This is a genomic window from Methylobacterium sp. BE186, assembly GCF_031457035.1.
Taxonomy (GTDB): domain Bacteria; phylum Pseudomonadota; class Alphaproteobacteria; order Rhizobiales; family Beijerinckiaceae; genus Methylobacterium; species Methylobacterium segetis.
In genome coordinates, this window is the sequence record NZ_JAVDVV010000001.1 from 440,749 (window position 1) to 453,190 (window position 12,442).

A 12,442-nucleotide genomic window follows, 5' to 3' on the forward strand; every position below is an offset into this window, starting at 1 on the left:
GAGACCGAGGACGACGGCAAGGGTAAGTGAGAGGCGCACCGGGTTCTGCTCAGTGAATCGAGAGGCCGGCACCTCAACCCACGGACGGGCCGCGTTGTTCGCGGCCTTCGCGTCCGACTAGCGGCGCCGCCCGTTCGGCGTCAGGTCGCTCTCCATCGCCTTCACGGCGCTCGCCCACGCCTTCTCCTCGCTGGCATGCGGCCGGTCCGACCGCTCCAGCAGCTTGCCGCTGCGCCTCAGCACCCAGCGATACGCGCCGGCCGGCATCTCGAGAGGAAGGACTTCGATTTCGTACGGATGGGGAATGTCGTTGGTCATGGTGCCGATATAAGCACCTCCCGGCATCTCGCCAGCGGGCCGGCCGGTCTTGCCGTCGTGGAACCGGAGAGCGGGCCTCGTCGGCATGCGCGACGGTCGCTGGATCTACGGGTTGGTAGGGCAGCTGGAGGTCGCGGGCGGACGCGATCGAGTTCGCCATCGTCGCACCGAGCGCGCCGGCATCGACGTTGCCGGCATTGCCCTCGATTGCGCCAGAACGTCGCATATCCATCAGCGTGCGCTGATCGCCTGGGAAGGCCTTCGCCCGGTTGCACCGGAACGCCTTGGCCAACGACTGGCCGACGAATGCGGCCCTATTCCTGGCCGTGAACATGGGAGCCCCGTTCACCGGTGGCTCGGCTTGGCCGGCAAGGTAGGCCGCTGGCGGGCTGGCGAGTGCGGGAGCAATTGCCGGCTTCCTCAGCCCGGCCTGGGAGAGGACGAAATCCGACGTGCCTACGACAGGGATGATGACGACGATCACAGCACCGTGCGCTTTCCGCCGCACCTCCGAAAATGGTTCGGCTCGCTCAGCGAAGGCGATGTCGAGCGTCTGGAGAAGCTGATCAGCCTGAAGCCCGAGACCAGCGAGTGGGTCGACGCCAAGAACGATCGCGAACTCAAGACCCTCGACGGCGCCGTCGACTTCATCAACTCGTCCTGCACGGCCGCCAAGGTGCTGACGTGGGTCTGCGGCACGGCGGCTACCTTCCTGGCTGGCGTCGTGACGCTCGCCATGAAGGTACGAGCTGTTCGCCCTGCGGGCACTCCAATGACCCTGCGCATTGTGGGCTATCTCTGCCTCACCGCGATCTGCGGCGCGATCCTGTTCGGTGCCGGCACGCTGGCGCCGCCGGCCGTCCCAGCGGCATTGTACCCTCATGAACTTCGGCCCGCCCGGTTCTCTGTGGTGGGACTCACCATCCTCGTCGCCCATCTTGGCGAGGCAACCGGCGATCTCAAAGACGCCGAAGGTACAATCTGCAACAGGCCTCACTCATTTGGGTGATGCGGCGTCCCGGCACAAAGATACAGACTCCGACTGTAGTTCTCGCGCCGACGTGCGTGATGAACGACTTCCTGTCTCAGATGTCTGTTCTAACCTGATGTGGAGGGCCGCATGTCTCTGCCGCAAAGCTCAGTATCGTCTTATAACGACCGCGCAAAAGATACCAATCTCGATAATTATCCTGTGCTGTCCCTGGTCTCCGGCAGCGCGCAATTCCTTGGGTTGGGCGACGCGAACGCCGACTGGTTTGTCATCGATACCGCCGGCCAGCCAGAGGATTTTGCGGGCGCGGTCCCCAAGCAAGCGCAGATCACCTTCGAGGTCATTGGTGGGGGGAGGAGCCTCGAACTCGGTCGCCGTGAACAAACCTACGCTGATCTGAGCGCCTCCGGCCCGAACTATGATTCGTCGTTCTTCATTCGCGGCGATGACGCGAGCCTGACGACCACGATCACCATAGGGTCCGATGAGCTCACCACTTTCCGTGTGTTCAATGCGGACGGGCCATACACCATCAACATCAAGACGACAGGCGGAGCGCCGAACCCTCAACCGCCGTCGAATCCGCCTGCCGATCCATCCCCGACGAATCCGCTGCCGAGCAACTTCAACCCCAATGCGGTCGCGGACATCGCGAGGACAGCGCCAGGGAGAATCGTGGCGATCGACGTGCTCGCCAATGACAGCGATCGTGACGGCGACAAGATCTCGTTTGGCTACTTCGCCGACGATCCGGATCACGGATCCGCCCGTTACGATGCCGTCTCCGGTGTCGTGATCTACACTCCGAACGCGGGCTTCACCGGAAACGACACGTTCAAATACGTCATCTCCGATGGTCGTCAGGGGACGGCAACGGCTGAGGTTCTCGTTGTCGTCTCGGATCAGCCGGCCCTCGGCAAGGACGTCGCGTTCTCGCCCACCGGCTACCTGGGAGCGAACCCCGACGTTCGCGCCGCCGGCGTCGATCCGTGGGCACACTACGATCAATACGGGTGGAAGGAGGGGCGCGACCCATCAGCCGACTTCGATACGCAGTTGTACTTGAAGCACAATCCCGATGTCGATCAGGCAGGGATCAGCCCCTTGGGGCATTATGAGGCCTTCGGTCGCGCCGAAGGACGCGAGACCTACACGGCGGTCGGTCAACCGAGCGACATTAATTCGTCGGGCTTCGATAAGGCCTATTATGCCTTGGCCAACCCTGACGTGGCAGCTGCCGGGGTCGATGCCGCCACGCACTACGCGACCTTCGGGTGGAAGGAAGGACGGGATCCGAACGCCTTCTTCGATACGGATGCATATCTGCAGGCCAATCCAGACGTCCAAGCCGCCGGCGTGAACCCGCTCGAACACTACCATCTCTTCGGCTGGAAGGAAGGACGCGACCCCACTCCATCGCCCGAGTTCACGGGACTGCAGTTCAACGCTGCGCTCTATCTGGAAGCCAATCCGGATGTGGCTCAGGCGGGCGTCGATCCTCTGCTGCATTACCTGCAGTTCGGAGCGAGCGAGGGACGGACATTCTTCGGAGATTGATCATCCCGGAAATGTCGTGATCGTCTCCAGCCTGCCGAGCTCGCCGCGGCAGGCTTTCACGACGCCGTGACCGCTTCCAGCTTGCCGGCCGCGCAGGGATGTGCAAGTCGGACTCCGAAGTCCCGAAGACTTGCTTATGCAATCGGAGTGCTCGGAGGGGATAGTGGAAATCGACTCGGGCGGCCTCGTTGACCATATCTACGAGGCCGCGGTCATACCCGAGATGTGGCCAAATGTGCTTTCGCAACTGATGCGATTTGGCGGCGGAGACGGTGCACTTCTCTTCACGACCGACGGGAACGACTTCCGGTATGTCACCTCTCCGGGCTTCGAAGCGGGAACCGCCGAGTACGTTGCTGAAGGATGGCCGGCTCGGACTGATCGGGCGGCCCGCCTCTTCGCCAAGCAGCATGCCGGATTCCTCACCGATCTCGATGTCTACACCGCCGAGGAGATGGAGACGGAGCCCGTCTTCCGCGATTTCCTGCGTCCGAGAGGGTTTGGTTGGGGCGTCGCCAGCGCCATCACGGTGCCCAGCGGCGACCGCCTCATCTTCAACGTGGAGCGTGCCTTCTCGCGCGGTCCGATCACCGGCGACATCGTCGCCCGCCTCGACACACTGCGTCCGCATCTCGCCCGTGCGGCTACCATGTCGGCACGGCTCAGGCTTCAGACCGTAAAGGTCGCCGCACAGGTTCTCGATGTCGTCAACATACCTGCGGCAATCCTGGGCTGGCAGGCGCAGGTGCTGGCGGTCAATGACGGCTGCTCAGCTCTTCTCGGGAGCACCATCCGCGAAGCGCGCCGGCTGACCCTCAACAACCCGAAAGCGGACCGCCTGCTGGCGCCGGCGTTGGAAGCTCTCGCGGCGAAGCGGCCGACCTCGATCTGCTCCATCCCAATTCCCGCCACAGAGGAGCGTGGCCCCCTGATCCTACATGTCTTGCCGGTCCGGCGCGCGGCGGCGGACCTGTTCAATGCAGCCTCGGCGATCGTGATCTTCACGCCCGTCGCCCTGGGTGAGGCACCGGACCTGACCGTCCTGTCCGGATTGTTCGACCTGACCGGGGCTGAGGCCCGGGTGGCGCGCGAACTGACTGCGTGCCGCACGGTCGAGGAGATCGCCGCGCAGGCCGGAGTTTCCGTCAACACAATCCGCACGCAGCTCAAATCCGTCCTGGCCAAGACCGGAACCCGCCGGCAGGCCGAACTCGTCGGGCTGCTGGCGGGAATGGCGCCGACGAACAGGCGCAGGCCCTGAGCATGTCCGCTGACCGCCCACGCCAATCCGAGAACCTCGATCACCCCTAGAACACCGTCGCCTTATCGAATGGTTCAGCAACCATCTGCGGTCTTCTATTCTGAGCGCTCGATGCAGGATGCAGGAAACTTGGGTGCGACTAAGCCCTCTGCCGTGAGGCTCTCAATTTCGTCCTCGTCCGCCGCCAAGTCTTGGATCGTCACGATTTCGAATTGCTTCCCGCTGCGCTCCGCGCGACGCCGACTTCGCTCCCGGTAGGCCACAACCCGATCGGCCGCTTGCTGGGCGAGGGCTTCTTCCTGAGCGCGATCGAACCTGTGCTTCACAGTGCCGGCACAGGGCCGGTTCGATGGAAATTTGCGATTGCGCCAGGGGGAATTCGGGAAGCGAGTCGAAACGCAACAGCGAAGTTTCAACTCGGATCCGGAAAAATGGTGCCGGTTGCGGGACTTGAACTCGCGACCTACCGCTTACAAGGCGGTTGCTCTACCAGCTGAGCTAAACCGGCTGAACCCGCTTGCGCTAGCAGCGCATCCGTTCCCGTGCAAGCCCGGGGGCGCCCGCAATGGCGCGGCGCCGGGCCGGCCCGGCGTTCAGGCGGGGTTCAAGCGTGGCAGTACAGGAAGGCTCGTCACCGCGCGTTGCTGCGCGTCAAGGTGTATTCGGCCAAGCTGACGTGAAATTTGCCAGGTCTTCGGCTGCAAATGCCGGCTGAAGGCCCGATGAATGCTTTTTTCAGAACGCGTTAAATCCCATCTCGATAGCACCGCGGCCACAGGGCGGCGAGCGTCCCGCATCGGCACAGTGCAGGAGCGGGACTTCCGAGGCCGCCGCATCCTCTCGCAGGGCGGTGATGACGCGCGATCCCGATGACAGGCTGACCGACCCGGCCGCTGGCCAGATCCCGGCCGCGGACGCGGCGAAGCGCCAAAGCCGGCTCGATCCCATCGCGCGCCGCCGCATCGGGCAGAGCCTGCGGGCTCTCTACGCCGAGGTGCTCGTCCAGCCGCTGCCGCCGCGCTTCGAGACGCTGCTCGCGGATCTCGCCACGCGCACCAAGCCCGAGGAGCCCTCGCGATGATGCAGATTGCCGCACCCGTGGGCACGCCCGACGGCGCCGACGCCGAGATGCGCGACCTCCTGCTCGCCGCGATTCCGGCGCTCCGGGCGTTCGCGTTCTCGCTCACCTACGATCTCGACCGCAGCGACGACCTCGTCCAGGACACCCTCGTGCGCGCCTGGACCAAGGCCGACAGCTTCCGCCGGGGGACGAACCTCTACGCGTGGCTGTTCACCATCCTGCGCAACCTGTTCTACTCGGAGCAGCGCAAGCGCAAGCGCGAGGTCGAGGATGCGGACGGCGCGCTGGCGGGACGGCTGACCAGCCTGCCCGAGCAGGAGGTGCGCGTGGAGATGCGGGAGTTCCAGGCCGCCCTCGACCTGCTGCCCTTCGCGCAGCGCGAGGCGCTGGTGCTCGTCGGGGCGCAGAACTTCACCTACGAGGAGGCCGCCGAGATCTGCGGCGTGGCCGTGGGCACCATCAAGAGCCGGGTCAGCCGGGCGCGGCTGCGCCTGATCGAGGCGCTCGGGATGCACGGGACCGACGACATCGGCGCCGACGGCCTGACCCGGGCCGCGCTCGACACGCGCTGAGCGCACGACAGGATACGGTCCGGAAACGCGCCTCGCCACGAAGCCGCAACGATCCGTTCACCGATCCTCAACGGGTTGCATCGTAGAGGGCGGAGGAGAGGTCGGTCATGGCGTGGAAGGTCGGCGGCGCGCTGGCGTCGCTCCTCGTGCTGGTCTGGGTGGCGGGCTCGGCCGCGGTCAGTCCCGCTCCCGAGGGCGCTGCCGCACGGCAGGAGACGGCCTCCCGCGCGACCGCCCAGCGCGATCTCTGGCGCCGCGGGTACCGCCCGCCCACCGCGATCCCCTTCCCCGACGCGAACCCCTACACCGAGGTGAAGGCCGAGCTCGGCCGGCGGCTGTTCTTCGACCCGATCCTGTCGGGCGACCGCAACCGCTCCTGCGCGAGTTGCCACGTCCCGGGCCTCGGCTGGGGCGACGGGCGCGCCCGCTCGCTCGATCTCAACGCGACCGACATGGAGCTTCGGACGCCGAGCCTCCTCAACATCGCCTGGCAGGAGCGTCTCGGCTGGGACGGGAAGTTCCGCGATCTGGAGAGCGTGGCCTTCTTCCCCATCACGGGGGTCGGCAACATGAACCTGCCGGTGGCCGAGGCCCTGAGCCGCCTGTCCGAGGATCCCGGCTACGCCCGCGCCTTCGCCGAGGCCTTCCCCGATCCGGCCGTGACCCGGGAGCGGGTCGAGGCCGCGCTCGCCACCTTCGAGCGCCTCATCGTGTCGCGGCCGGCCCCCTTCGACCGCTGGATCGCGGGCGACGAGGGCGCGGTCGAGGAGGCGGCCAAGCGCGGCTTCGACCTGTTCAACGGGAAGGCGCGTTGCGCCGCCTGCCACAGCGGCTGGTCGTTCAGCGACGGCTCGTTCCACGACATCGGCACGGCGACCGGCGCCGATGTCGGCCGCGGACGCTTCTTCCCGACCTCGCCGGCCCTGCGCTTCGCCTTCAAGACGCCGGGCCTGCGCGAGGTGTCGCGGCGCGCACCCTACATGCACAACGGGTCGGTCCCCACCCTCGAGGCGGTGATCGACCTCTACGACCGCGGCGGCATCGAGCGGCCGAGCCGCTCCGCCGACATCAGACCCCTCGGTCTCACGGCGTCCGAGAAGGCCGACCTCCTCGCCTTCCTGAGGACGCTCTCGTCGGAGCCCGGCCGGGTTCCGGCCCTTGCCGACCTGACCGTGGACGCGCCGCGCCCCTGATTGTGGCCCCTGTCCCGGCGCCCGGATCGCAGCGGCCGGGGCGCCCCGGCCTTGCAAGGCGTTCCCGCACGAAATGTCGTCGAGATCCGGGCTTGTCCCGGCTCTGCACACAACTCACAGCGTTAACCTTTCGGTAAGCTCTGTTAACAAAGCGTTGGCGCGACCTCTGGTAGTGAAGGTAAATATCTCGATCAGCAATGATGAACGCTCCGCTGCCGAGGCGCCGATGACTCAAATCAGGAAGTGTTTGCTGCGTTCGGGCCTGGCGGCATTGGTCGCTCTGCCGGCCGGTCTGGTGGCCGCCGGGCCGGCGCAGGCTCACGTCAAATGGTTCTGCGCCTTCAACGTGGCGGGGCAGCCGGAAGGACTCGGGAACGTCCTCTGCGCCGATTTCGAGTGGCTCGTCGGCCTCGCCATGCTCTGCCTGATCGCGGGCTGCCTCGCCGAGGGAACGCCGGTCGGCACCGCGCTCCTCAACGCGCTCGACCGGGCGACCGAGCGGCTTCGGACCGACACCGAGCTCCTAGTCAGGGTCGTCTGCGGCTTCTTCTTCGTGTCCCTGTGGAACCTCGGCGGCATCATCCTGACGCCCGAATTGAAGACCGACGCGAGCTGGGTCTCGTGGCTGCAACTCGGCATCGCCGCGATGCTGATCTGGAAACGGACGCTGCCTCTCGCTGCCCTCGGCATCGTCTTCCTGTTCGGCCTCGCCACCTGGACCTACGGCGCCTTCCACCTCGCCGACTACCCCGTCTTCCTCGGCATCGCGGCCTACCTGGCCCTGACCGGCCTCGACCGGACCCTGTTCGGCATGCGCCCGATCGACGTGGTGCGGGCGACCGCCGCGGTAACCCTGATGTGGGCCTCCGTCGAGAAGTGGGCCTATCCGGACTGGACCGCGCCGCTCCTCGCCGCCAAGCCCGCCATGACGCTCGGCGCCAGCCCGGAGCTGCTCATGAAGGCCGCCGGCGTCATCGAGTTCACCCTGGCCTTCGCGCTGATCTGGACGCCGCTCGTGCGCCGCACCGCCGCCATCGTGCTCGCCGCCATCTTCGTCTCGGCCGTCTTCGAGTTCGGCAAGATCGACGCGGTCGGCCATTCCGGCATCATCGTGGTGCTGCTCGGCATCGCCGCCGACGATGCCCGCGCCCCGGCGACCGGGCGGGACGTGGTCCTGGCGCCCGCCTATTACGGCGCGGCGCTGGCGAGCTTCCTCGCCCTCTACTATGTCGGCCACGCGCTCCTGTACGGGTCCTTCGCCGCCCTGCCGACGATCTGACGATCGGAAGGGGCCGATCGGGTCGAGAGGCGGGCTCCCGCGAGGGAGGCCCGCCTCGCGGCATCGGGACGGAAGAGGGGGAGGATCGCGCCCGCCGCCGCGTCAGCCGGGGGAGGGGGCCGGCACCAGCACGCGGGCCGGGGCGAGGCGGGCCGCGCGCCGCACCTGCCGCACGGCGACGGGCCGGTAGAGCTGCTTCGTGGCGTCGACCACGTGCAGCCCGGCGAAGGGCAGCGAGAGGGCGGTGCCGAACCGCTCCCAGGCCCAGGCCGTCTGCAGCGTCAGGCGTCCGCGCAGGGGCGGCATGTAGAGGGTCTCGGCCCACCCCTCCGGCGAGAACAGGGTGTCGCGCATGAGGCGCCCGAGTTGCGAGCGGCTGTAGGGCTGGCCGTGGCCGAAGGGCGTCGCCTCCCGCCTCGCCCAGACGCCGCGGCGGTTCGGCACGACCAGGATCATCCGACCCCCCGGCGTGAGCGTGCGCCAGACCTCCTGCAGCAGCTCCGTCGGGCTCTCGACCGATTCGAGAGCGTGGACCAGGATGACGCGATCCACCGCCGCCTCGGGCAGCGGCATCATGGTCGGGTCGGCGAGCGCCGAGCAGGAACGCCCGGAGCCCGGCCAGTTCACCACCCCCTGCGTCGCGGGCATGAAGGCGAGCGTGCGCTCGGCGATGCAGTGGACCGGCCCGAGATAGGGCGTGGCGTAGCCGAGGCCGAGGACGCGCAGGCCCGAGACCGAGCCGAGGAACCCGTGGATCGCCCGGGCGACGATCCGGTGCGTCACGCCCCCGAGGGGCGACGCGTAGAAGGCACGCAGGTCGGTGACGTCGAGACGCATGGGGCGGCGGGTTACGCAAGGGCGGCTCTCGGAGGTCGGCGCGGGTTCCCGCGGCCCGAGCCCCTCGCCGAATGGCTCCGAATGCTTCAATGGGGTTGCCGAGCCCGCGCGGCAAGCGGGTCGGCCCGGAACTCGCCGTGCCGGCCCCGGTTCTCCGCGGGATTGATTCGGCTCACGAGGAGATCCGCCATGGCCGCCGCGACGCCCGAGATCCGCACCTTTCTCTGCCGCAGCGACAATATCGGCGTGCTGATGCGCGACCCGGCCACCGGCGCCTGCGCCGCGATCGACGTGCCCGAGGCCGCTCCGGTCCTGCGTGCCCTCGACGAGACCGGCTGGAGGCTCACCGACATCCTCGTCACGCATCGCCACGCCGACCATGTCGAGGGCATCCCGGAGGTGAAGCGGGCGACGGGCGCGCGGGTGACGGCGCCGGCCAAGGCCGGCGCGGCCGTGCCGGAGGTCGACGTCACGGTGTCCGAGGGGGATGCGGTCCGGGTCGGCGATCTGCTCGGCCAGGTCTGGGAGACGCCGGGGCACTGCGCCGACCACGTCACCTACTGGTTTCGAGATGCCGGCCTCGTCTTCGCCGGCGACACCCTGTTCACCCTCGGCTGCGGCCGCGTGATGGAGAGCCCGCCGGAGGTCCTGTGGCACTCCCTGTCGCGGTTCCTCGCGCTGCCCGACGGGACGCAGGTCTTCAGCGGGCACGATTACGTGCTCTCGAACGCCCGCTTCGCCCTCGCCGCCGACCCCGATAACGAAAACTTGAAGGCACGGGCCGCGGAGGCGGAGAGGGCGAAGCGGGAGGATCGTTTTCTCATTCCCTCGACGCTGGGAGTGGAACGCGCTACGAATCCTTTCCTGCGCAGCACCGAGCCGGACTTGGCCCGCGCGGTCGACCTGAGCCCGGGGGCCGATCCGGCCGCTGTCTTCGTGGCCCTGAGAGCGTGGAAGAATCGGTTCTGATCCGAACCATTCAAGAAAAATTTGTTGCCATCTCAAAGGGAACTGAACATATGACAGTGGAGGAGCTTTGAAAGGCTCCTCCGGCCATGCCCCCGGAGGGGGCGCGCACACGTCGTCAGAAGCGTGCCGCGACGCGCTTCCGCTGATCAGATGGGGGTCCGTCTCGCCTTATCACCTTTCCCCCTCCCGCCTTCCCCTCCCTTTCGTACAGCCGGAAAGCGCCGCCGAGCCTGAGCGGACCGAGACGGTCCGTGAGGACAGATTGCAAGCCGTCCTGGTCGAGGAGGCGGCTGGCGCCGCCGCGCGCCCGGGCAGCCGCCCCGCGGCGCGCCTGTCGGGGCCGGCCGCCAGAGCCCGGCCCACGCCCGTCTCCGCCGACGTGCGCCTCCTGGCCATCGCGACGGAGCACCTCGCCCGGCTCGGGCCGAAGCGCGTCACCGTCGTCGCCGTGGCCGCGGAGGCCGGGATGACCCACGCCAACGTCTATCGCTACTTTCCCTCGAAGGACGCGCTCCTCGATGCGGTGGCCGGGCGCTGGCTGCGGGAGGTCGAGACGCGCCTCGCCGGCATCGCCGACGGGCCGGATCCGGCCGACGACAAGATCGAGCGCCTGCTCAGTGCCCTCTCGGCCGTGCAGCGGGACGCCCTGGTCGACGAGCCGAACCTGTTCGCCGTGCATCTCGACGCCACGGTCGAGGCCCGCCCGATCGCTCGGCGCCACCGCGTCCGCCTGCGCAGCCTCGTCGAGCGGATCGTCGAGGAGGGCATGGCGACCGGCGCCTTCTCGGCCCGCGACCGCGAGCGGGCCATCGCCTACATCTTCGATGCGAGCTACCGCTTCACGCACCCGCTCGCGATCCAGCACGACTCGGACGTGCCCCGGGACCTCGTCGAGGCGCGCCTCGGCGCCGTGATCCACGCGATCCAGCGCGTGCTGCGGGCGGGCATTTTATAGGCGAAGTGACAGGATTTCATATCTGTCACTTCGCTCCCGCTTCGGCGGCCGCGAGCTTGGCCTCGGCCTAACATCTTCGCCGTACTGAGGTTTCGCCCTCCCGTCTTCTGAGACTGGCGTCCTCTCTCTGGCCCGAAGCGTGCTTGCTCCACCTTTGGTCGGGTTGAAGCAGGGGGGCTTTTCCGCCACACACCGAGCCACGCCAGCGACCGTGACGGGCGCGCTTCGACGCAGATCCCGGGGCCCGATCGGACCGGGCGGCCGGCCATTCCCATTCTGGCAGCGGAGGTTTCTTTCCCATGGCACGCAGCAAGATCGCGCTCATCGGCGCCGGACAGATCGGCGGTACCCTCGCGCATCTGGCGGGCCTGAAGGAACTCGGCGACGTCGTCCTGTTCGACATCGCGGACGGCGTGCCCCAGGGCAAGGGGCTGGACATCGCGGAATCCGCTCCGGTCGACGGCTTTGACGCCAAGTTCTCGGGCGCGAGCGATTACTCCGCCATCGAGGGCGCCGACGTCGTGATCGTGACGGCGGGCGTGCCGCGCAAGCCCGGCATGAGCCGCGACGATCTCATCGGTATCAACCTCAAGGTGATGGAAGCGGTCGGCGCCGGCATCAAGCAATACGCGCCGAACGCGTTCGTGATCTGCATCACCAACCCCCTCGACGCGATGGTCTGGGCGCTCCAGAAGTTCTCGGGGCTGCCGACGAACAAGATCGTCGGCATGGCGGGCGTCCTCGATTCCGCCCGGTTCCGCCACTTCCTCGCCGACGAGTTCAAGGTCTCGGTCGAGGACGTCACGGCCTTCGTGCTCGGCGGTCACGGCGACGACATGGTGCCGCTGGTGCGCTACTCGACGGTAGCCGGCGTGCCTCTGCCCGACCTCGTCAAGCTCGGCTGGACCACCCAGGAGAAGCTTGACGCCATGGTCGAGCGGACCCGGAAGGGCGGCGGCGAGATCGTCAACCTCCTCAAGACGGGCTCGGCCTTCTACGCGCCCGCGGCCTCGGCCATCGCGATGGCCGAGAGCTACCTGCGCGACAAGAAGCGCGTCCTGCCCTGCGCCGCCCACCTGTCGGGCCAGTACGGCATCGACGGTCTGTTCATCGGCGTGCCGATCGTGATCGGCGCCGAGGGCGTCGAGCGCGTCCTCGAGGTCACCTTCAATCCCGACGAGAAGGCGATGTTCGACAAGTCGATCGCCTCCGTGAAGGGTCTGATCGAGGCCTGCAAGGGCATCAACGCCTCGCTCGCCTGAGCCCGATCCGGGCGGACGCGGGCGCGTCCGCCCCTCTCCCCTCCGCTGCCCGCTTCATCCGACGAGGCTGCCATGAACATACACGAGTATCAGGCGAAGGCGGTTTTGCGGGAGTTCGGGGTCCCGGTCTCGCGGGGTGTTGCGATCTTCGACGCGTCGGAGGCGGA

Annotated in this window: 12 protein-coding genes and 1 tRNA gene; 10 read left to right on the forward strand and 3 right to left on the reverse strand. The window is 67.7% G+C overall.

The window, feature by feature from the left end; translation table 11 throughout:
• Positions 1–117: 117 nt before the first annotated feature.
• On the reverse strand, positions 118–405 hold the full coding sequence (locus J2X36_RS02050) for a hypothetical protein (RefSeq protein WP_310345490.1): 288 nt from the start codon (positions 403–405) through the stop codon (positions 118–120).
• On the opposite strand from J2X36_RS02050, the gene J2X36_RS02055 reads away from it, so the two are divergent.
• The 3 genes from J2X36_RS02055 (at position 404) to J2X36_RS02065 (ending at position 4,127) form a co-directional block, all read left to right on the forward strand.
• Positions 404–1,327, forward strand: coding sequence for a hypothetical protein (locus tag J2X36_RS02055; protein WP_132255288.1), 924 nt, complete (start codon positions 404–406; stop codon positions 1,325–1,327). The genes J2X36_RS02050 and J2X36_RS02055 overlap by 2 nt on opposite strands.
• 111 nt (positions 1,328–1,438) lie before the next feature.
• Positions 1,439–2,866 (forward strand): Ig-like domain-containing protein, encoded by a 1,428-nt coding sequence (locus J2X36_RS02060; protein ID WP_310345493.1) that lies wholly within the window; start codon positions 1,439–1,441, stop codon positions 2,864–2,866.
• A gap of 163 nt (positions 2,867–3,029) precedes the next feature.
• Positions 3,030–4,127 carry a helix-turn-helix transcriptional regulator gene (locus J2X36_RS02065; protein ID WP_310345496.1) on the forward strand — a complete coding sequence of 366 codons (1,098 nt, stop codon included), beginning with the start codon at positions 3,030–3,032 and terminating at the stop codon, positions 4,125–4,127.
• Positions 4,128–4,559: 432 nt separating this feature from the next.
• On the opposite strand, the gene J2X36_RS02070 is transcribed toward J2X36_RS02065, so the two are convergent.
• Positions 4,560–4,635, reverse strand: a tRNA-Thr gene (locus J2X36_RS02070).
• 345 nt (positions 4,636–4,980) lie between these two features.
• Between J2X36_RS02070 and J2X36_RS02075 the strand changes: the two genes are divergently transcribed.
• The 4 genes from J2X36_RS02075 to J2X36_RS02090 all read left to right on the forward strand — a co-directional run bounded on the left by J2X36_RS02075 (position 4,981) and on the right by J2X36_RS02090 (position 8,252).
• Complete coding sequence (locus tag J2X36_RS02075) at positions 4,981–5,208, forward strand: NepR family anti-sigma factor (RefSeq protein WP_310345499.1); 228 nt, start codon at positions 4,981–4,983, stop codon at positions 5,206–5,208.
• Positions 5,205–5,780: a sigma-70 family RNA polymerase sigma factor gene (locus J2X36_RS02080; RefSeq protein WP_207919238.1), complete on the forward strand. Its 576-nt coding sequence runs from the start codon at positions 5,205–5,207 to the stop codon at positions 5,778–5,780. The genes J2X36_RS02075 and J2X36_RS02080 overlap by 4 nt, the downstream gene beginning before the upstream one ends.
• A gap of 107 nt (positions 5,781–5,887) precedes the next feature.
• Positions 5,888–6,973: a cytochrome c peroxidase gene (locus J2X36_RS02085; RefSeq protein ID WP_310345503.1), complete on the forward strand. Its 1,086-nt coding sequence runs from the start codon at positions 5,888–5,890 to the stop codon at positions 6,971–6,973.
• A 226-nt stretch (positions 6,974–7,199) separates the two neighbouring features.
• Positions 7,200–8,252, forward strand: a complete 1,053-nt coding sequence (locus J2X36_RS02090; RefSeq protein ID WP_310345506.1) for a hypothetical protein — start codon at positions 7,200–7,202, stop codon at positions 8,250–8,252.
• Positions 8,253–8,354: 102 nt separating this feature from the next.
• Here J2X36_RS02090 and J2X36_RS02095 read toward each other — a convergent pair whose 3' ends face one another.
• Positions 8,355–9,089 (reverse strand): class I SAM-dependent methyltransferase, encoded by a 735-nt coding sequence (locus J2X36_RS02095; RefSeq protein ID WP_132255292.1) that lies wholly within the window; start codon positions 9,087–9,089, stop codon positions 8,355–8,357.
• Positions 9,090–9,278: 189 nt separating this feature from the next.
• Here J2X36_RS02095 and gloB point away from each other — a divergent pair, with 189 nt between their 5' ends.
• From gloB to mdh, 3 genes are all read left to right on the forward strand, one after another.
• Positions 9,279–10,058 (forward strand): hydroxyacylglutathione hydrolase, encoded by a 780-nt coding sequence (gloB, locus tag J2X36_RS02100; protein ID WP_310345510.1) that lies wholly within the window; start codon positions 9,279–9,281, stop codon positions 10,056–10,058.
• Between the two features lie 331 nt (positions 10,059–10,389).
• Positions 10,390–11,013, forward strand: coding sequence for a TetR family transcriptional regulator (locus J2X36_RS02105; RefSeq protein WP_245516637.1), 624 nt, complete (start codon positions 10,390–10,392; stop codon positions 11,011–11,013).
• Between the two features lie 299 nt (positions 11,014–11,312).
• The gene (mdh, locus tag J2X36_RS02110; RefSeq protein WP_132255294.1) at positions 11,313–12,275 is read left to right on the forward strand and encodes a malate dehydrogenase; all 963 of its coding nucleotides are present in this window, start codon (positions 11,313–11,315) and stop codon (positions 12,273–12,275) included.
• Positions 12,276–12,442 lie beyond the last annotated feature (167 nt).